This is a genomic window from Paraburkholderia sp. FT54, assembly GCF_031585635.1.
Lineage (GTDB): Bacteria > Pseudomonadota > Gammaproteobacteria > Burkholderiales > Burkholderiaceae > Paraburkholderia.
Window position 1 is genome coordinate 2,020,123 of the sequence record NZ_CP134196.1, and the last position, 18,599, is coordinate 2,038,721.

Here is an 18,599-nt window from a genome sequence, read left to right on the forward strand (position 1 = left end):
TGATGCCGGCGAGCGCAGTGCTGCCGCAGTGCGGCGTCTGCCGGTTCAGGCCGACTTGCCTTTCGCCAGCGACGAATAACCGGCTCCGTCAGGCTTCGCACTCGCGTTCGTCGAGCGCGCCGGCGGCATGCCGGCTTCCATCGGCGAGACCGCCGCGACCGAGAACGCAAAGGTGTTGATGCCGTGCGCGCTTTGCGCCGACACGGTGCCGCGATGCATCTCCGCAATCGCCTTGACGATCGCGAGACCCAGTCCATGGTTTTCGCGGCTGTTCGTGCGCGAGACCTCCGCGCGATAGAACCGGTCGAACAGATGTTCGAGCACATCCGGCGCGATCGGCTCACCGGGGTTGGCGACCGCGACGCGCACCTGATCCTGGTCACTCACGATCGTCACGCTGATCTCGGCGTCCGGCTCGCAATGCTGGATGGCGTTCATCAACAGGTTCGCGCAGGCCCGGCCGAACAGCGAGCGGTTCACGCGCGCCATGGCGTCGCCGCGCAATTGCGCGCGCACCTGCGCTTCCTCGAGCGGTATCTCCAGAAACTCCAGCGTATGCGCGACCTCCGCGGCCAGCGACACGTCGATGAGGCCCGTTGCGCGTTCGCCCTGGTCGGCGCGGGCGAGGAACAGCATGTCGTTGATGATCGCCCGCATGCGCTCGAATTCTTCGAGATTCGATTGCAACGTATGGCGCAGATCGTCGACCGAGCGATTGCGTGTCAACGCCACTTCCGTCTGCCCGATCAGAATCGTCACTGGCGTGCGCAGTTCATGGGCCACGTCCGCATTGAACGATTCGAGGCGGCCATATGCGCCGTCGAGCCGCTCGAGTGCGCCGTTGAAGGAGTTGGCCAGGTCGTTCAGTTCGGGCGGCAGCGAGGCCGTATTCAGGCGCTGCGAGCGGTTGTTCGGACTCACGGTGGAAGCGTCGCGCGTGAGGCGCGTGAGCGGCGCGAGGCCGAGCCGCGTCACCGAATAGCTGAGCAACAGCACGGCGAGACTGCCGAGCGCCGACAGCGCGGCGAGCGCCGAACCGAACACGCGCATGGTGCGCACATTGGGCGAATAGCTCGCGGCCACCTGCAATTGCACCGCCGGACGCGCGCCATAAGCCGGGATGGTCGCCGTCGAAGTCAGCATGTCCTCGCCGCCGGCCGGCGTCACGCGCGCATAGCCGCCCGCCCAGCGCGTGACCAGCGAACCGTCGACCGGTGTGCCGTAGTGGAAATACGGATCCGTGCTCGACACCGCGTACACGATGCTGCCGTCGTGCGGCGTCATGTCGGTGAGCTTTTCACGCGCCATGCGCCACTTATCCGGCGTCACGGCGTGATAGACGATGATGCGCGCAATCTGCGTGCGATCGTCGAGCGACTCGCGCAAATGGTGTTCGAGCTGCGTGCGCAGCACCAGAAAGAGCCCCGTGCCGACCAGCGTGAACACGAACAGCGCGACGAACGCGAACATCAACGCGAGGCGCCGGGCGATCGAGCGGTTCATGACTGCTCCGCCTCTTCGCGCACTTCCAGCACGTAACCCATGCCGCGCACGGTATGCAGCAGTTTCGAGGGGAACGGGCCGTCGAGCTTGGCGCGCAATCGTTTGATCGCGGTCTCGACCACGTTCGTATGACTGTCGAAATTGACGTCCCAGACGAGTTCGGTAATGGCCGTCTTCGACAGAATGTCGCCTTGCCGGCGCGCCAGCACGCTGAGCAACTGGAATTCCTTAGCGGTCAGATCGAGCCGCACACCGTCGCGGGTCGCGCGCCGGCCGATCAGATCGACGAACAGATCGCCGACGGAAATCAGTGTCGATTCCTGCGAACGGGTGCGGCGTGCCAGCGCGTGCAGCCGCTCGACCAGTTCGAGGAACGAAAAGGGTTTGGTGAGGTAGTCGTCGGCGCCTTCGCGCAGACCGCGCACACGGTCGTTCACGTGGTCGCGCGCGGTGAGCATGATGACCGGCGTCGATTTGCGCATGCGCAGCGCCTTCAGCACGCTGAAACCGTCGCGTTTGGGCAGCATCACGTCGAGGACGATCACGTCGTAATCGAATTCGGTGGCCAGATGCATGCCTTCCTCGCCGTCGAGCGCGACGTCGACGACCCAGCCCTGCTCTGTCAAACCGGAGCGCAGGTAGTCGACCACCTTGTGCTCGTCTTCAACAATCAGCAATTTCATGCGCGTCCCCTTGTATCTGCATTATACGAAACGCCTTGCATTTCACTTGCGCACCGCTTGCGTGCCTCTGCTTCTGTTTTCATGATCCGCCAGCTCACCGCGCGGGAGCCATCGCCTCCTTCGTATCGTCGGGCTGCGCGCCCCTGGGTGTATCCGACATGTCCGTGCCGACGTCCCAGCCACCGCCGAGCGCCTTCACGAGCGAGACCGACAGCGTCATCTGCTGGCCATGAATCTGCACGTCCTGGCGCTCACTGTTGAGCAGCGACTGCTGCGCGGTGATGACGTCGAGGTAAGCGACAAGGCCGCCCGAATAGCGGTCATTGGCGAGCGCCAGCAGATGCTGCGCGTCGGTGACGGCCTCGCTGGACTGCTTCGCCGCGCCGTCCAGCACGGAGAGTCCGGTGATGCCGTCCTGCACCTGCTGGAACGCGGTGAGCACGGTCTGGCGGTAGTTCGCCTCGGTCGCCTTGTAGCCTTCGCTCGCGAACTGCACGTTGGCCGCGCGGCGGCCGCCGTCGAACAGCACCTGGCCGACCGCCGCGCCGAGCGTCCACATCAGCGAGGGCGCGCTCAGCAGGCTGGCGAACTGCGTGCTTTCCCAGCCGATGCTCGGCGCAAGTGTGAGACTCGGGAAAAACGCCGCTTTGGCGACGCCGATCTGCGCGTTCGCCGCGGCCATCGCGCGCTCCGCCGAAGCGACATCCGGCCGCCGCTGTAGCACGTCGCTCGGCACGCCGAGCGGAATTGCCGGAACCTGGACCGCGAGCACCTTGGGTTCGATCGAGAACTGCGGCGCGGGCACGCCGGCCAGTGCGGCGATCGCATGTTCGAACTGCGCGCGCTGATTCAGCAGCAGTTGCGCCTGCACACGGGTCGAGTCGAGCAGCGACTTTTGCTGCAGCACGTCGAGCCCCGACACCGAACCGAGATCGTGTTCAGTCGTCACGTAGTCGAGCGCCTTCTGCTGCAGTGTCACCGACCGGTTCAGCACGTCGATCTCGGCGTCGAGTTCGCGCAGCGAGAAGTAGTCGGTGGCGAGATCGGTGGTGAGCACGAGCCGCGCGTTGGCGAGGTCGTCGGCCGATTGCTGTGCGGAAGCCGCCGCGCCTTCCACCTCACGACGTATCCGGCCGAATAGATCGGTGTCGTAGGTGATGGTGGGGCCGAGCTGCACGCTGTTCTGCACCGTCGACATGGTAGGCGTGCCGTAATTGGTCTGCGGACGGTTCTGCGAAATCCGGAAGCGCGATGCCTGCGCCGCAAGATCGACTTCGGGAACCTGCTGCGCCCGGGTGTTCGCGAGCGTCGCCCGCGACTGCTCGTAATGCGCGCTGGCCGCCAGCAGCGTCTGATTCTGCGCGAGCGCCTGCGTCTCCAATGTGGCGAGCGTCGGATCGCCGAACGCGCTCCACCAGTCCGGCGAGATCGGCGCATGCGACGGTACGGCCACGCGCCAGTACGAATCGGTTTGCCAGGTGGGCGGCACCTCGGCTTGCGGCCGCTGATAGTCCGGCCCGACCGTGCACGCGGTCAGCAGCGCCGTGCCTGCCAGCGTGGTCAGCGCACGGGAAGTGGCCACGTGCTTCACGACGCCCCCTTGCCGTTGGCCTGCACCTGCTGGATCTGCACGTGATCGCCGTCCGCGATCGAATCGCTCGGGTTGATGATGATCTTGTCGTTGGCCTCGATCCCGCTTTCGATTTCGAGCGACTGGCCGAGGTCCTGTGCGATCACGATCTTGTGCAACTGCACGTTGCCCTTCGCATCGACCACCGCAACCCGCGGGCCTTCGGCGCGAAACAGCAGCGCGTTGCCCGGCACCATCAGCCGCGCGTGCGCCGCGGCCGGCACCGCGACCTGGACATAGGCGCCGGGCCGCAGCTTGTTGTCCGAATTCGGCAGCGTCACTTCGATCTGCAACGAACGGGTGGGCACGTCGATCGCGCCGGAAATGTGCGTGATCGTGCCGTGGAATGGCTGGCCCGGCAGTTCGGCCTGCGTCACCACCACCTTCTGCCCCACCGACACGTTTTGCGCATACGCCTGCGGCAACTGCACATAGACGCGCAGCGGGTCCGACTGCGCGAGCGCGAACAGCGCGCGGCTCGTGCCGCTGCCCGCATCGATCAGGTCGCCGACATCCACATTGCGTTGCGTGACCACGCCCGCGAACGGCGCGACGATGCGCTTGAACGATTCGAGTTGCTGCAGGCGCTTGACGTTGGCGTCGGCGGCGGCGAGATTGGCGACGTCCTGCGCGTAAGTGCTCTGCCGTTCGTCGAGTTCCTGTTGCGAGACCGCATCGCGCTGACGCAATTGTTGCCAGCGGTCGAGCGAGCTTTTGGCAAGGCCGAGGCTCGAACTGGTTTGCTGGCGCTGCGCCAATGCCTGCGCGAGTTCCTGATCGATTTCCGGCGTATCGAGATCGGCGAGCAGTTGGCCCTGCTTCACGCGCGTGCCGATATCGGCGTACCAGTGCAGCAGATAACCGGTGGAGCGCGCGTAGATCGGCGATTCGACGAAGCCGCGCAGCGTGCCCGGCAACAAGGTATTGCCGCCGCCTTCGGTTTGCGTCGGACTCACCACGTTCACATACTGCGTGGCGTTCTGCTTCGTGGTCTCCGCCACCGAACGGTTTTGCATCAGGTTCGCGATCACGGTGCGCAACGCCCCGACGGCCAGCAGTGCCAGCACGATCCAGACGGCGATCCTGGCGCGTTTCCATTCGCGATGGCGCGGCGGCAAGGCGTGGCCGCCTTCGGTCTCTCGCGCGGGAATCGCTAGCGATGCATGAGTTTTTTCGGTCATCTCAGTCAGCCATCTCAGTCAGCCGTCATTTAACTTTACGCGGGCTTGCTGGCGCCGCCGTGCCCGGGCGCGGGGCCGTCGTGGCCGCCGCCATGGGAACCCGTGTGGTTCGTGTCGTCATCGTCATGATCGTCGCGGTGGCGACGTGCGAGGCGCGTGTGAATCGCCGCGAACACCAGCGGCACGAAAAACAGCGTGGACACGGTGGCAAACAGCAAGCCGCCGATCACCGCGCGGCCGAGCGGCGCATTCTGCTCGGCGCCTTCGCCGAGACCGAGCGCCATCGGAATCATGCCGATGATCATCGCGAAGGCGGTCATCAGCACCGGCCTGATCCGGCTCGCACCGGCTTCGAGCGCTGCGGTCAGCGGCGGTGCGCCGGCGGAAAGCCGCTGGCGCGCGAACGACACCATCAGAATACTGTTGGCGGTGGCCACGCCCATGGTCATGATCGCGCCGGTCAAGGCCGGCACGCTCAGGTGCGTGCCGGTCAGGAACAGCATCCACACAATGCCCGCCAGCGCCGCGGGCAAGGCGCTGACGATGATCAGAGGATCGACCCACGACTGGAAATTCACCACGATCAACAGGTACACCAGCACGATGGCCGTCGCCACGCCGATGCCCAGACCGAAGAACGAACTGCGCATGGTCTGCACCTGGCCGCGCACGGTAATCTGACTGCCGCGCGGCAGCGACGCGCGCATGTTGTCCACCAGCTTGTCGACCTGATTCGCCACACTGCCCAGATCGCGCTTCTCGACGCTCACATACAGATCGATCACCGGCCTGATGTTGTAGTGGTTGACTTCCGCGAACTGTGTCTGCGGCGAGACCCGCACCAGGTTGCCGAGCAATTGCGTCGGGCCGTTGGCCGAACCCGACACCGGCGTGCGCAACAGCTCATCGATCGACGACACCTGATACTGCGGGGTTTGCACGGCCACACTGTATTCCACGCCGTTGCGGTTGTTGAACCAGAAACCCGGCGATGTTTGCGAACTGCCCGACAACGAAATGAGCACGTTTTGCGCCACGTTGCTCGCGCTCAGATTGAGTTGCTGCAGACGCGTGCGATCCATCTGAAGATTGATCGCGGGTTCATCCAGTTTCTGCTGGATGTGCGTGTCCACCGTGCCGGGAATCATGCGCACCTGTTTCAGCAGCTTGCGCGCGATGTCGAAGTTGCCCTCCTGATTCGCCCCGGAAATCTGCACGTCCACTGCGGCAGGCAGGCCGAAGTTCAGAATCTGCGTGACGATGTCGGCCGGCTGGAAGAAAAACTCGACGCCCGGAAAACGCTGCGGCAGGAGCGCGCGCAGTCTGTCCATGTAGATTTGCGTCGGCTTGTGGTCTTCATTGAGCGCCACCTGGATCTCGCCGTCAAGCGTGCCGATCGTGCCTGCGTTGCTGTACGAGAGGTTGATGCCGCTATACGGCAAACCGAGATTGTCGAGTATCGTGCCGAGTTCTTTCTCCGGCACGACCTCGCGAATCACTTTTTCGACTTCATCGGCAAGACGCGCGGTTTCCTCGATGCGGGTGCCAGTCGGCGCACGCATGTGCAGGCGAATGTCGCCGGCGTCCACACTCGGGAAGAAGTCTTCGCCGAGCACGAAAATCAGGCCCATCGAGACGACGCAAAAGCCGAGGAACATGCTGCCGAACATGCCACGGCGCACCAGCAAGCTGCTGAGAATCATGATGTAGCCGGCGCGCATGCGCTCGAAACCACGATCGAAGCGGTGATAGAGGCGCATGAACAGATTCGGCTTCGCGCCCTGCTTCGGCTTGTGCGCGTGACCCATCAGCAGCATCGCGAGAGTCGGCACCAGCGTACGCGACAGAACGTACGAAGCCAGCATCGCGAACACCACGGCTTCTGCGAGCGGCACGAACAGGTAACGCGCCACGCCGGTCAGGAAGAACATCGGCACGAACACGATACAGATACATAGCGTCGACACCAGCGCGGGAATCGCGATTTCGCCCGCGCCCTCGAGAATCGCATCGTGCAGATTCGTGCCCATATGCAGATGCCGTTCGATGTTCTCGATCGTCACCGTGGCATCGTCCACCAGAATCCCGACCGCCAGCGCGAGACCGCCGAGCGTCATGATGTTGATGGTCTGCCCGAGCGCGTGCAGCACGATCAGCGAGGACAAAATGGACAGCGGAATCGAGACCGCGATGATGCAGGTGCTGCGCCAGTTGCCGAGGAACAGCAGAATCATCGCGGCGGTCAGCGCGGCGGCGACCAGCGCCTCGCGCACCACGCCCTGCACCGCCGCTTTCACGAACAGCGACTGATCGAACAACGCGGTGATCTTCAGGTCCGGCGGCAACGCGGCTTGTGCGCCCGGCAGCAACCCCTTGAGCGTATTGACGATGGACAGCGTCGACGCACTGCCGTTCTTGAGCACGGACATCAGCACGCCGCGATGGCCGTCCTGCCGCACGACATTGGTCTGTGGCGAGTAGCCGTCACGCACGTGCGCAACCTCGCGCAGATACGTCGTCGCGCCGTTGAGCGTGCGCACCGGAATATCGTTGAGCCCTTCCACCGTGGCGGGCGAGCCGTTCATGTTGATCGTGTATTCCTTCGGCCCGATCTTCGCCGTGCCGGTCGGCAGAATCAGGTTTTGCGCGTTGAACGCGCTAACCACGTCGGAGGGCGTCAGCCCTTTGGCAAGCAACGCGCGCGTGTCGAGATCGACGGAGATCAACCGCGACTTGCCGCCATACGGATACGGCACGGCCGCGCCAGGAATGGTCACGAGTTGCGGACGCAGGAAGTTCAGCGCCGTGTCGTTGAGCGCCTGCTCGGAGAGCTTCGGGCTCGACAGGCCGAGCTGGATCACCGGAATACTGGAAGCGGAATAGCTGATCACCAGCGGCGGCGTGGCGCCTGGCGGCATCTGTTTGACCTGCGCCTGTTCGACGGCCACGATCTGCGCGATCGCGGTCTGGATGTTCGCATTCGGTTGCAGGAACACCTTCAGGATCGCGATGCCCGCGAGCGATTGCGATTCGATGTGCTCGATGTCGTTGACCGTGGTGGTCAGACCGCGCTCGTTCCCCGACGCGATGCGGTTGGCCATGTCTTCAGCCGACAAGCCCGTGTAGGTCCAGATGATGCTGACCACCGGAATATTGATTTCCGGCAGCACGTCGACCGGCGTGGTGAACAGCACGAATGGCGTCGCCAGCAAGATCAGAATGGCCATCACGATGAACGTGTATGGCCGTTTAAGCGCAACGTTGACGATCCACATGAAACGCGCCCGAATGAATGCAGGTAAGGGATGGGTGAATCTGCGCCTATGCTAGATCGGTGGCGCCAACGCCTGCATGGCGCCAAAATGGCGCAATTGTCAGGAAGCTCGATGTAAGGAAACGCGACTCTGAATGGCGTTACGGTTTGCCGAAAAGCAAACGTTTGATGAGCGAAGATAGCCGAGGTTGAGGCGTCGCTTCAAATCGATGCCGTACGCAAAAAAATTGCCGGTCAGCCTCAACGGTGACCGGCATCTTCATTGGATGCTGCCGGGTGATTACACCAGCCTTACTTGGCAAACAACGACGACATATCCGCAAACGCCTTGAATTCCAGCGCATTGCCCGACGGGTCGAGGAAGAACATGGTCGCCTGCTCGCCGACTTCGCCCTTGAAACGCACGTGCGGCTCGATGATGAAGTCGATGCCGGCGGCCGTCAGCTTGTCCGCGGCGGCCTGCCATTGCGCCATCGAGAGCACCGCGCCGAAGTGACGGACCGGCACGGCATCGCCGTCGACCTTGCTGGTCTGACGGTGGCCGATTTCCTCAGGCGCGAGGTGCGCGACGATCTGATGGCCGTAAAAATTGAAATCGACCCACGCGTCCGAGCTGCGCCCTTCCGGACAGCCCAGCAGTTCGCCGTAAAACTCCCGCGCGGCGGCAATGCTATGAACAGGGAACGCCAGATGGAACGGCGGCAAGACGGTGTCGGCAACGCTCATGATGGGGAAACTCGCTGATTGGAATTAGGTTGAACGTGCAGGCGCCAGGGGCCACACGCGTGAGGCAAAGTTTAACCATGACTAAAAATGGTGAATAACGATATATATTTGAGCTGACCATCACCATATTCGATCAAACAATCATGCTGAGCGAACTCAAAACCTTCATCGCCATCAGCCAGTACGGCACGTTTTCCGGCGCCGGCGCGCGCATCGGCCTGACGCAATCCGCCGTGAGCGCACAGATGCAGCGGCTCGAAGAGGAACTCGGTTTCGCGCTATTCGACCGCACGGGCCGCTCCGCCACGCTCAACGATGCCGGCCGCGAAACGCTCGCGCTCGCCGAGGAAATGATGACGCTCTACGCGCGGCTCTCCGAACGTGGCGCGGTCGCGGCTGAGAGCGGCATGCTGCGGGTGGGCGCGATTGCGTCGGCGCAAGTGTCGTTTCTCGCCGACGCGCTGGCGCGCTTTCGCGACGACCGCCCCGGCTGGCGTCTTCGCGTCGTGCCCGGCGTGTCGCTGGGCTTGCTGGGGCAAGTGGATTCCGGTGAACTGGATCTGGCCGTCATCATCAAACCGCCCTTCGCGCTGCCGTCCGAGCTCGAATGGCGCACGCTCGTCGCCGAGCCGTTCGTGCTGCTCGTGCCCAAGGCGCTCGCGCGCGGCAAAGGCGAGGCGCGATCCTGGCGCGAACTGCTGCGCAGCGAACCGTTTATCCGCTACGACCGTACCTCGTTCGGCGGCAGGCTGGTCGACCGGTTTCTGCGACGCTCGCGGCTGAACGTGCACGACGTGGTCGAACTGGACGAATTGCAAGGGATCGTGCAACTGGTCGCGCGCGGCATCGGCGTGGCGCTGATTCCAGATAGCGCGGGACTCGGCAAATGGCCCGCCAACGTCGTCGCGCTCGAACTCGGCGAGGCGACATTTCAGCGGGAGATCGGCCTCGTACTGCGTCCACGGCATAGCCGGCAGGCGGTGGCAGGCGCGCTCGCCGACTGCATCGGCGCGGCGGCGGGCACGTGAGCCGCCCGCGCGCAGGCATGATTGTCCTGTAGCCGGAACGGTCAACTGTATCTGTGCGGTTTGCCCGGCAGCACGCAGAATCCTCGTTCGCGCGACGCTTCGCGCCCTTTACCCGTGTGCGCACCGAGCGGCACGCGTTGCCCGCCGCCAAGGTCCAGCCCATGATCGCCAGCCCCTTCCTCACCGCCGATGTCCTGATCGCCTACAGCGCCTACTTCGTCGGTGCGGCGAGTCCGAGGCCGAGCAATCTCGCGATCATGTCACTGGCGATGAGCGCGGGCCGCCGCTGCGCATTGACCTTCGCGCTCGGCGTGATGTCGGGTTCGTTCTTCTGGGCGCTGCTGGCGTCGCTGGGTTTGTCGGCGATGCTCGCCACTTACTCCGAATGTCTGGTGGCGATCAGGATCGCCGGCGGGCTGTATCTGCTGTGGCTCGGCTTCAAATCCGCGCGCTGCGCGTTCCGTCCCAACGCGCTTCCAACGGGCACGGCGCGCCAGGACGAATCGCTCAAGCGCCTTTATCTGCGCGGCCTGCTTCTGCATCTCACCAATCCGAAAGCGATTCTGGTGTGGCTGTCAATCGTCTCGCTCGCCATGTCGCCGGCCGGCGGTACCTCACACACCACGCCGGTGGTGCTCGGTTGCATGTGCATCGGCGTGTAGGTGTTCAGCAGCTACGCGGTATTGTTTTCGACCGCTTCCGCACGGCGCATCTACTCGGCGATCCGGCGTTGGCTCGATGGTTCGCTCGCGATCATGTTCGGCATTGCCGCCATCAAGCTGCTGGCTTCGAAAAGCTGAGCGCGCCTGGAGGTGCTCGCGGCTCTGCGATACTGTCGCCGTGACGATTGAAGCGGATACATGAATACGATGAGCGGCAGCAACGAAGTGAAGCCGGCGGCACAGCACTCGGCATGGCAGAAGCGGTTCTATCTGGCGGGCATCGCGGCGCTGGTGGCCGGTGTGATTCTGGCCGTGATCATCTACGCGAGCACGCCGCCGCCGGACAACGCCGTCTCCATGTATAGCGTGGCCGATCCGCGCTATCAGATGGAATTGCAGCGCATCGGCGGCAATGCGGCGGTGCTGATGGCGCAGCTTCATCAGTGGTTCGACGGCCTCTGGCACGGCACCGCGCTCGCTTATACGGTGGCCGTGCTGGGCGTCGTCGTCGCGGGAATATGCTTCTTTATCGGTTATTTCTTTGCCGACGACTAACTACGGCGCGAGAAGCTACGCGACACTCGCGCGCAAACCGGCGCTCACGTCGCCTCTTTCACATGCCGGTCGGGCTTCTCCACGCCGGCCGTGCGCAACGCCTCGTGCAAGGTGTTGAAAATGCAAGTTTCCTCGACGATCGGCGTGATGCCATGCCGGTCCATGTCCGAACGCAAATAGGGGTTCACGCGCGCAAACAGCACCTTGATGCCTTCGCTTTTCAACGTCTGGCACAGCTCGCCGATCGAGCGCGCAGCCGAATAGTCGATGTCGGTGATCGCGCTCGCGTCGATCACGAAACAGCGCACCTTGCTGGGGGCGAGGTCGATCAGGCGGCGCGTATCGTCGACAAAAAAGTGGTCGTTCGCGTAAAACAGATCGGCGCCGAAGCGGTAGACGATCAGGCCCGGCGCGGTCTGAATGCCGGGCACGGCGGGCACCGGAATCCAGACGCCGTCGTCGCCGGGGGAGAGAACCATGGTATGCGGACGGTAGCTGTGGCGCACGTGCCGCAGCAGCGAGAGCGCCACCGCCACCAGAATGCCGTGCTCGACGCCGATCAGCACCACCGCCGCCGCGGTGAACACGGCCAGCGCGAATTCGCCGGGACTTTCGCGGCGAATCGCAAACAAGGTCTTCAGATTGATCAGGCCAATGGCGATCGTGAACACGATGCTGGCAAGAATGCAGTGCGGCAGATACTGCAAAAAGCGGCTGAAAAACAGCAACACCGCGACCACCACCGCCGCGAAGACCAGCTGCGCGAACTGGCTGCGCGTGCCCGCGAGATCGGCCATGGCGGTTTGCGTCGGGCTGCCGTTCACCACGAAGGCGCCTGAGAACGCCGCCGCCGCGTTGGCCGCGGCGATGCCCAGCAGATCCGCGTTGGTGTCGACCGGTTCGTGATGACGCTCGGCGAACACGCGGCTCGCGGCGGCGCTTTGCGCGACGATCATCACAAAGCAGGAAGCCGCCACGGGCAGCAGATCGAGCATCTGCTGCCACGTCACGGACGGCAGGCGCAGCGGCGGCAAGCCGCCCGCGACCGGACCGAGCACAGCGATACCGTGGGCCGGGAAATGGTAGAGATCGCTCGCGGCGATGCCCGCCACAACCGCGATCAAGGGCACCGGCACGCGTGGCAGAAAGCGTTTGCACGTCAGAATGGCGACGACGACCAGCAGCGAAATCGCGAGCGTCGGCAGATGGATCTGCGCTGCTTCGCGCACCACCAGCACGAGCTGATCGACGCTGCGCGCGGCGTGCCCCGGCAAGCCGAACATGTCACCGAGCATCGCAATGCCGACCTGCACGCCGACGCCGGCGAGAAATCCGACCAACACGGTGCGCGACAGAAAGTCGGCGAGAAAGCCCAGTTTGAAAATCCGCGCGATGAACAGCAAGGCAGCGGTCTGCAAGGCGACCATCGCGGCGAGCGCGGCATATTCAGCGCTGGACGCCGGAGCCATGGTCGAGAGCCGGCTCGCGAAGATGGTGGCGGTGGCGGAGTCGGCCGCCACGACGAGATGCCGCGAGGCGCCGAACAACGCAAACGCGATCAGCGGCAGAAAGACCGTGTACAGGCCCGTCACGGCCGGCATGCCGGCAATCCGCGCATAGCCCAGCACTTGCGGAATATCCATCGACGCAAGCTGCACACCGGCCAACGCATCGCGCGCCGCCGCGGCACGGTTCAGAGGGAGGACGCCCTTCAGCACGCTGGCGCGCGCCGTGATATTCGCCAGAAAATCTTGCATACGCGATACCGCCCTAATCCAGGTTATCGCGCATCGTGCCGCGACTCGGCACTCAAAGGCAAGACTTCCAGCCAGATCGGCTCAAGAAAACACAACACTTCAGCGCACGCGCGAGCGGCGCGGCGCGAAACACCCGACCTGCTGATTCAACGCTTGAATTGTCCCGTCACCGGATCCACGTGCCGCGCGAAACCAAACAACGCGGCGATGCAGATCGGGCAGGCAATGAAGAACACGGCCAACATCTCGCACCCCGTAACACATTGTTGTGAGCAAGTCTAAGCGATCGGCCTGCCAAATGAATGAGGGAAATCTGCAAATCAGTGTGTCGTCGGCTACAACAATCTCATGCGAGTCCGCGATTCGTTCGTGTCGAGATATCAGCAAAACATGCGGCAGAAAACGCGGCGACGCGCCTCTTTTCCATGCTCCGCACGGTCTCCCCGTATAATCCCGCATGATCCGAATTCCGCTTCACCTGCCCTCGCAACCGGCTGCCTGTCGCCGCCGCGCCGTCCACCGCCCTTCGGCGGTCGCATGAAAACCCCGAAACGTCTGCTCCCGCTGGTCGAAGAAGGCCTGATCGACGAAGTCGTCTGCCAGTTGATGAGCGGCAAGGAAGCCACCGTCTACGTCGTGCGCAGCGGCGACGCCACGCGCTGCGCGAAGGTCTACAAGGACGCCAGGCAGCGCAGCTTCCGCCAGGCCGCGTCCTACCGCGAAGGCCGCAAGGTCAAGAACAGCCGCGAGCAACGCGCCATGGAAAAAGGCAGCCGCTACGGCCGCGAAGTGCAGGAACAAGCCTGGCAGAATGCCGAAGTCGACGCGCTATTCCAGCTCGCCAACGCGGGCGTGCGCGTGCCGCAGCCTTTCATCTGCACCGACGGCGTGTTGCTGATGGAGTTGGTGACCGACGCCGACGGCAATGTCGCGCCGCGTCTGAACGACGTCGAACTAAGCGAAGAACGTGCGCTCGACCTGCATGCGCGACTGGTGAACCAGGTGGTGCGCATGCTGTGCGCCGGCATGATTCACGGCGACCTGTCCGAATACAACATCCTGCTTGCTGCGGACGGCCCGGTCATCATCGACCTGCCGCAAGCGGTGAACGCCGCCGGCAATCTCGAAGCACCTGCCATGCTCGAGCGCGACGTGAACAACCTCGCGACCTATTTCGGCCGCTTCGCGCCGGCGCTGCTGGAGACCACCTACGGCAAGGAAATCTGGTCGCTCTACGAAGCGGGCGCGCTGCACGTCGACGCCGCGTTGACCGGCCGCGTCGAACTGGACACCACGCCGATCGATCTCGAAGCCGTGCTTCAGGAACTCGAAGATACGCGGCTCGACGAAGAAGCGCGCCTGCGCTACGAGCAGTCGCTGCGCAGCGGCACCTGAACCTCGGCCGCGAGCGGCAGCGGCAGCGGCAGCGGCAGGCAGCGCCTCGCGATGTCGCGCGATCCGGCTACGACATGCTGCTCAAGCGCGCGGCCGTGATCGCGGCGGCCGCCACGCCCGGCGCCGGCCCCACCGACTCGCGCATCGTCACGCTCACCGGAAACTCGCGGAAGATGTCCCACGTGGTCCGGTAGCACTGGTTGACCAGCCAGCGCACGGCGTTCTGCGTCAGTTCCGCAGTCGGAATATGCACCGAGGTGAGTCCTGGCGCGGCATACGCGGCCGAATAATCGTCGTCATAGCCGATCACCGAGACCTCGTCGGGAATGGCAATGCCCACCTGGTGAAAACGCGCCAACGCGCTCACGGCCATCGTATCGTTCGCGCAAAACACGCCCGTGAAGCGGCGCTTCGCGTCGAGCAGTTTCTGCGCGGCGGCGTAGCCGCCTTCGGGCGAGAAGTCCGATTCGATCAGCGTGACGTCGTCGCGCGCAATACCCTCGCGCGCCAGTTCGGCAAAGAAGCCTTCCATACGCGCCTGGTTATCCGACGCACTGAAAGGCCCGGAAATCACCGCGATGTGGCGGTGCCCATGATCGAGCAGCGTGCGTGCCGCCAGTTCACCACCCCGATGGTGGTCGGCGCAAAACGACGCCTCCGGCAACTGATCGAACGCGCGGTTCAGAAACACCATTTTCGGGTGCATGCGATGCAGCATGACCAGGTCTTCGTCGTGCAGATCGTGGCTGATCACCACCACGCCGTCGCAATCGCGGCCGATCAGAAAGCGCACCGCCTCGATGGCCTGCTCGCGCGGCGAGACTTCTCCGCAACCGGTCGCCACCACCACATGACGGCGCACTGCGCGCAATTCGGTATCGGTCTGCTTGAGAATCGTGCCGTAGTACGAGCCGAAGAAAGTCGGCACGAAAATGCCGACCATGCCAAGCGACTGCGTTGCCATGGCCCGGCCGATGGAAGACGGGCGAAAGTTCAGTTGCTCGATGGCCGCCTTCACGCGGGCGGCGGCATCGGCTGAGATGGGTCCTTTACCTGAAATGGCGCGTGAGGCGGTCGACATCCCCACGCCGGCCAGTGCCGCGACATCTTTGAGTGTTGCCACGCGGATCTCCGTCAAGCATGTTGTATTGTCAGTGACGCCGCGTGCCGGCGCTACAAACGCGCGCCGCCCGCTTCGTCGAACAGAGAGACATGTGTACTGTCGAACGAGAACGCCGCGGTATCCCCTATCGCCACCGGCGTCTTCGTCTGGTCGATCGACGCGACCTGCACTCCATGATAGTCGAGCCAGATGACGCGGTGGTTGCCCATCGGCTCCACCAGCGAAACTTTTGCGCGTTCGCTCGCGCCCTCGGCCAACCGCACGTCTTCGGCCCGCACGCCGAGCACGCATGGCAACGCGTTGGCCGGCGTGGTCTTGAACGGATACGTCGACACGTCGAGCCGCCAATGCTCCGTGCGGAAGTGGAGCGCGCCGTCGCGCGCTTCGAGCGTGCCCTTGAGCAGGTTCATCGCGGGCGTGCCCAGAAACGTCGCGACGAACAGGTTGTCGGGACGCGCGTAGACTTCGGCGGGCGTGCCGAACTGCTGGATCACGCCGCCGCGCATCACCGCCATGCGGGTAGCGAGCGTCATCGCCTCGACCTGATCGTGCGTGACGTAGATCATCGTCGCGCCCAGACGCTGATGCAGTTGTTTGAGTTCGCGGCGTAGTTCGGTGCGCAATTTGGCGTCGAGATTCGAGAGCGGTTCGTCGAACAGGAAGACATCGGCTTCGCGCACGATCGCCCGGCCGATCGCCACCCGCTGCCGTTGGCCGCCTGACAGCTGTGCCGGTTTGCGCTTGAGCAGCGGCGCGAGTTGCAACATCTCGGAAGCCCGCGCCACGCGCCGCGCGATCTCCGCTTTCGGTGTGCCGTTGATGCGCAAGGCAAACGACAGGTTGCGCTCCACGCTCATGGTCGGATAAAGCGCGTACGACTGGAACACCAGTGCAATGCGGCGGTCTTTCGGGTCGGCCCATGTCATGTCTTCGCCGGCAATCTCGATGCTGCCGTCGGTCACGTCGATCAAGCCGGCAATACTGTGCAGCAAGGTGGATTTGCCGCAGCCGGAGGGTCCGAGCAGCACGACGAATTCGCCGGCCCGCACGTCGAGATCGAGGTTCTCGATCACCGTGTTCGCCCCCAGCCGGATGGTCAGATTGCGTATGGCGACGTTGGCCGGATTCGTGAGACCCGCCGCGTCCGCCGCATCAGGACTGCTCGCTACGCCTGCCATATCGACAGCGTTTGCCGGATTAGCCACGTTTGTCATCGCCCTATCCCTTGACGGCGCCGGATGCAATGCCGCGCACGAACCAGCGGCCCGAAATGAAGTACACCGCAAGCGGCACCATGGAGGTCAGAATGGTCGCCGCCATATTGACGTTATAGAGGCGCTCGCCGGTCGTCGTATTGATGATGTTGTTCAGTTGCACCGTCATCGGCAGGTTTTTGGTGCCGGCGAACACGAGGCCGAGAATGAAGTCGTTCCAGATGCCCGTGACTTGCATGATGATGGCCACCACGATGATCGGTGTCGACATGGGCAGCATCAGTTGCACGAAGATACGCCAGAAGCCGCCGCCGTCGATGCGCGCCGCCTTGAACAACTCTTGCGGAATCGACACGTAGTAGTTGCGAAACAGCAGCGTCATCACCGGCATGCCGAAGATGGTGTGAATCACCACGATACCCGGCAGCGAACTGAACAGATGCACGCTCGCCAGCACGCGCACGAGCGGATAGACCATCACCTGCACGGGAATGAACGCACCCATGAGCAGCACGCCGAATAGCAGGGCGGCGCCGCGCGGCCGCCAGAACGACAGCGCATAGCCGTTCACCGCGCCGATCGCAATCGACAGAATCGTGCTCGGCACGACAATGCGCACCGAGTTCCAGAAACCGACCTGAATGCCGTTGCAATCGAGCCCGGTGCACGCGGACTGCCACGCGGCGCTCCACGCGCTGAGCGTGAAATGCGCGGGGAACGCCAGCAGATTGCCGAGGCGGATCTCGCTCATTGGCTTCACCGACGTGACGAGCATCACGTAGAGCGGCAGCAGAAAGAACAGCGCGGCCGTCAGCAGAAACGCGTAGACGCCGAGGCGCGCCGGGGTGAACGCGGTACGGCGGCGACGCTGCCGCGCGCGGCGCGGCGTACCGCCTTTCAACGGCGGACTGAGCGTGTTCATCACACCTCCTTTCGCACGGCGGCGCGGCTGCGGGAGTAGAAGAACGGCGCGAGAATCGCCAGCACGGTGGCCAGCAACACAATCGACGCCGCCGACGCGAGCCCGATATTCGCGCGCCCGAACAGATAGTCCATGATGAACTTCGCCGGCACTTCGCTCGCCGTGCCGGGGCCGCCTTGCGTCATCGCGACCACGGCGTCGTAGAGCTTCACGACCATCACGAACAGCAGCACGAAAGCGGTGGAGATCGACGGTCCGAGCATCGGCACGACGATGCTGGCATAGACACGCCAGCGCGGAATGCCGTCGATGCGCGCGGCCTTCCACAACTCGTCGTCGATGCCGCGCAAGCCCGCGAGCAACAACGCCATCACGAGACCCGAGGCCTGCCACACCGTCGCGATCACGATGGTGTAGATCACCCAGTCCTGATTGACGATCCAGTCGAAGCGCGCGTGCGCGAAACCGAGTTTGTGCAGCACGGCCTGCGCGCCCAGTTGCGGGTTCAGGATCCACTGCCAGACGAGCCCCGTTGCCACGAACGACATCGCATAGGGGTAGAGAAACACGGTGCGCAGCGCGCCCTCCGCGACCACGCGCTGATCGATGAAAATCGCCAGCAACAAACCGATCACCATGCACGCCACGATGAAGCACGCGCCGTAGATCACGATGTTTTGCAGCGACAGCAGCCAGCGGTCGTTATTGAACAGCCGCGCGTATTGCGTGAAGCCCGCGAAGTCGCCGGAAGGAAACGTGCGCGAATTGCTGAGCGACACGCGCGCCGTCCAGACCATCGTGCCGAGATACGCGAACACGACGGTCAGGACCATTGGCAGCAGCGCCAGCCACGCCGCGAACGGAACACGCCTTTTGAGCGGCTTTTTCATCCGCGCCTGGCGAGCCTTGGACGACCCGGCGGCCGGCAGCTTGAGCGCGTGCATGC

The 18,599-nt window shown here is 63.9% G+C and carries 14 protein-coding genes and 1 pseudogene; 4 read left to right on the plus strand and 11 right to left on the minus strand.

The window, feature by feature from the left end; genetic code table 11:
* Positions 1-45: 45 nt before the first annotated feature.
* From RI103_RS28610 to RI103_RS28635, 6 genes are all read right to left on the minus strand, one after another.
* The gene (locus RI103_RS28610; protein WP_310815908.1) at positions 46-1,503 is read right to left on the minus strand and encodes a heavy metal sensor histidine kinase; all 1,458 of its coding nucleotides are present in this window, start codon (positions 1,501-1,503) and stop codon (positions 46-48) included.
* Entirely contained in the window at positions 1,500-2,186 is a 687-nt protein-coding gene (locus tag RI103_RS28615) for a heavy metal response regulator transcription factor (RefSeq protein WP_007176723.1), read from the minus strand. Before RI103_RS28615 ends, RI103_RS28610 begins: the two co-directional genes overlap by 4 nt.
* Before the next feature lie 94 nt (positions 2,187-2,280).
* Positions 2,281-3,777 (minus strand): efflux transporter outer membrane subunit, encoded by a 1,497-nt coding sequence (locus RI103_RS28620; protein ID WP_310815909.1) that lies wholly within the window; start codon positions 3,775-3,777, stop codon positions 2,281-2,283.
* Positions 3,774-4,997, minus strand: coding sequence for an efflux RND transporter periplasmic adaptor subunit (locus RI103_RS28625; RefSeq protein WP_310815911.1), 1,224 nt, complete (start codon positions 4,995-4,997; stop codon positions 3,774-3,776). Before RI103_RS28625 ends, RI103_RS28620 begins: the two co-directional genes overlap by 4 nt.
* 35 nt (positions 4,998-5,032) lie before the next feature.
* Positions 5,033-8,272 (minus strand): efflux RND transporter permease subunit, encoded by a 3,240-nt coding sequence (locus tag RI103_RS28630; protein WP_310815912.1) that lies wholly within the window; start codon positions 8,270-8,272, stop codon positions 5,033-5,035.
* A gap of 290 nt (positions 8,273-8,562) precedes the next feature.
* Positions 8,563-8,997: a VOC family protein gene (locus tag RI103_RS28635; protein ID WP_310815913.1), complete on the minus strand. Its 435-nt coding sequence runs from the start codon at positions 8,995-8,997 to the stop codon at positions 8,563-8,565.
* 143 nt (positions 8,998-9,140) lie between these two features.
* Here RI103_RS28635 and RI103_RS28640 point away from each other — a divergent pair, with 143 nt between their 5' ends.
* The 3 genes and pseudogenes from RI103_RS28640 to RI103_RS28650 all read left to right on the plus strand — a co-directional run bounded on the left by RI103_RS28640 (position 9,141) and on the right by RI103_RS28650 (position 11,242).
* Positions 9,141-10,025: a LysR family transcriptional regulator gene (locus RI103_RS28640; protein ID WP_310815915.1), complete on the plus strand. Its 885-nt coding sequence runs from the start codon at positions 9,141-9,143 to the stop codon at positions 10,023-10,025.
* A 161-nt stretch (positions 10,026-10,186) separates the two neighbouring features.
* Positions 10,187-10,825, plus strand: a pseudogene (locus tag RI103_RS28645) (LysE family translocator).
* A gap of 60 nt (positions 10,826-10,885) precedes the next feature.
* Positions 10,886-11,242 carry a hypothetical protein gene (locus RI103_RS28650; RefSeq protein WP_310815917.1) on the plus strand — a complete coding sequence of 119 codons (357 nt, stop codon included), beginning with the start codon at positions 10,886-10,888 and terminating at the stop codon, positions 11,240-11,242.
* Positions 11,243-11,286: 44 nt separating this feature from the next.
* Here RI103_RS28650 and RI103_RS28655 read toward each other — a convergent pair whose 3' ends face one another.
* Positions 11,287-12,999 carry a SulP family inorganic anion transporter gene (locus RI103_RS28655; RefSeq protein WP_310815919.1) on the minus strand — a complete coding sequence of 571 codons (1,713 nt, stop codon included), beginning with the start codon at positions 12,997-12,999 and terminating at the stop codon, positions 11,287-11,289.
* Between the two features lie 537 nt (positions 13,000-13,536).
* Here RI103_RS28655 and RI103_RS28660 point away from each other — a divergent pair.
* Positions 13,537-14,394, plus strand: coding sequence for a PA4780 family RIO1-like protein kinase (locus RI103_RS28660; protein WP_310815920.1), 858 nt, complete (start codon positions 13,537-13,539; stop codon positions 14,392-14,394).
* Positions 14,395-14,461: 67 nt separating this feature from the next.
* On the opposite strand, the gene RI103_RS28665 is transcribed toward RI103_RS28660, so the two are convergent.
* From RI103_RS28665 to RI103_RS28680, 4 genes are read right to left on the minus strand one after another with little or no spacing between them, the layout of a single operon-like run.
* Entirely contained in the window at positions 14,462-15,517 is a 1,056-nt protein-coding gene (locus RI103_RS28665; RefSeq protein ID WP_310815921.1) for a substrate-binding domain-containing protein, read from the minus strand.
* 50 nt (positions 15,518-15,567) lie between these two features.
* Positions 15,568-16,731, minus strand: coding sequence for an ABC transporter ATP-binding protein (locus RI103_RS28670; protein ID WP_310815922.1), 1,164 nt, complete (start codon positions 16,729-16,731; stop codon positions 15,568-15,570).
* Positions 16,732-16,735: 4 nt separating this feature from the next.
* The gene (locus tag RI103_RS28675) at positions 16,736-17,653 is read right to left on the minus strand and encodes a carbohydrate ABC transporter permease (RefSeq protein ID WP_310815924.1); all 918 of its coding nucleotides are present in this window, start codon (positions 17,651-17,653) and stop codon (positions 16,736-16,738) included.
* Positions 17,653-18,597 (minus strand): sugar ABC transporter permease, encoded by a 945-nt coding sequence (locus RI103_RS28680; protein ID WP_310815926.1) that lies wholly within the window; start codon positions 18,595-18,597, stop codon positions 17,653-17,655. Before RI103_RS28680 ends, RI103_RS28675 begins: the two co-directional genes overlap by 1 nt.
* Positions 18,598-18,599: the final 2 nt, after the last annotated feature.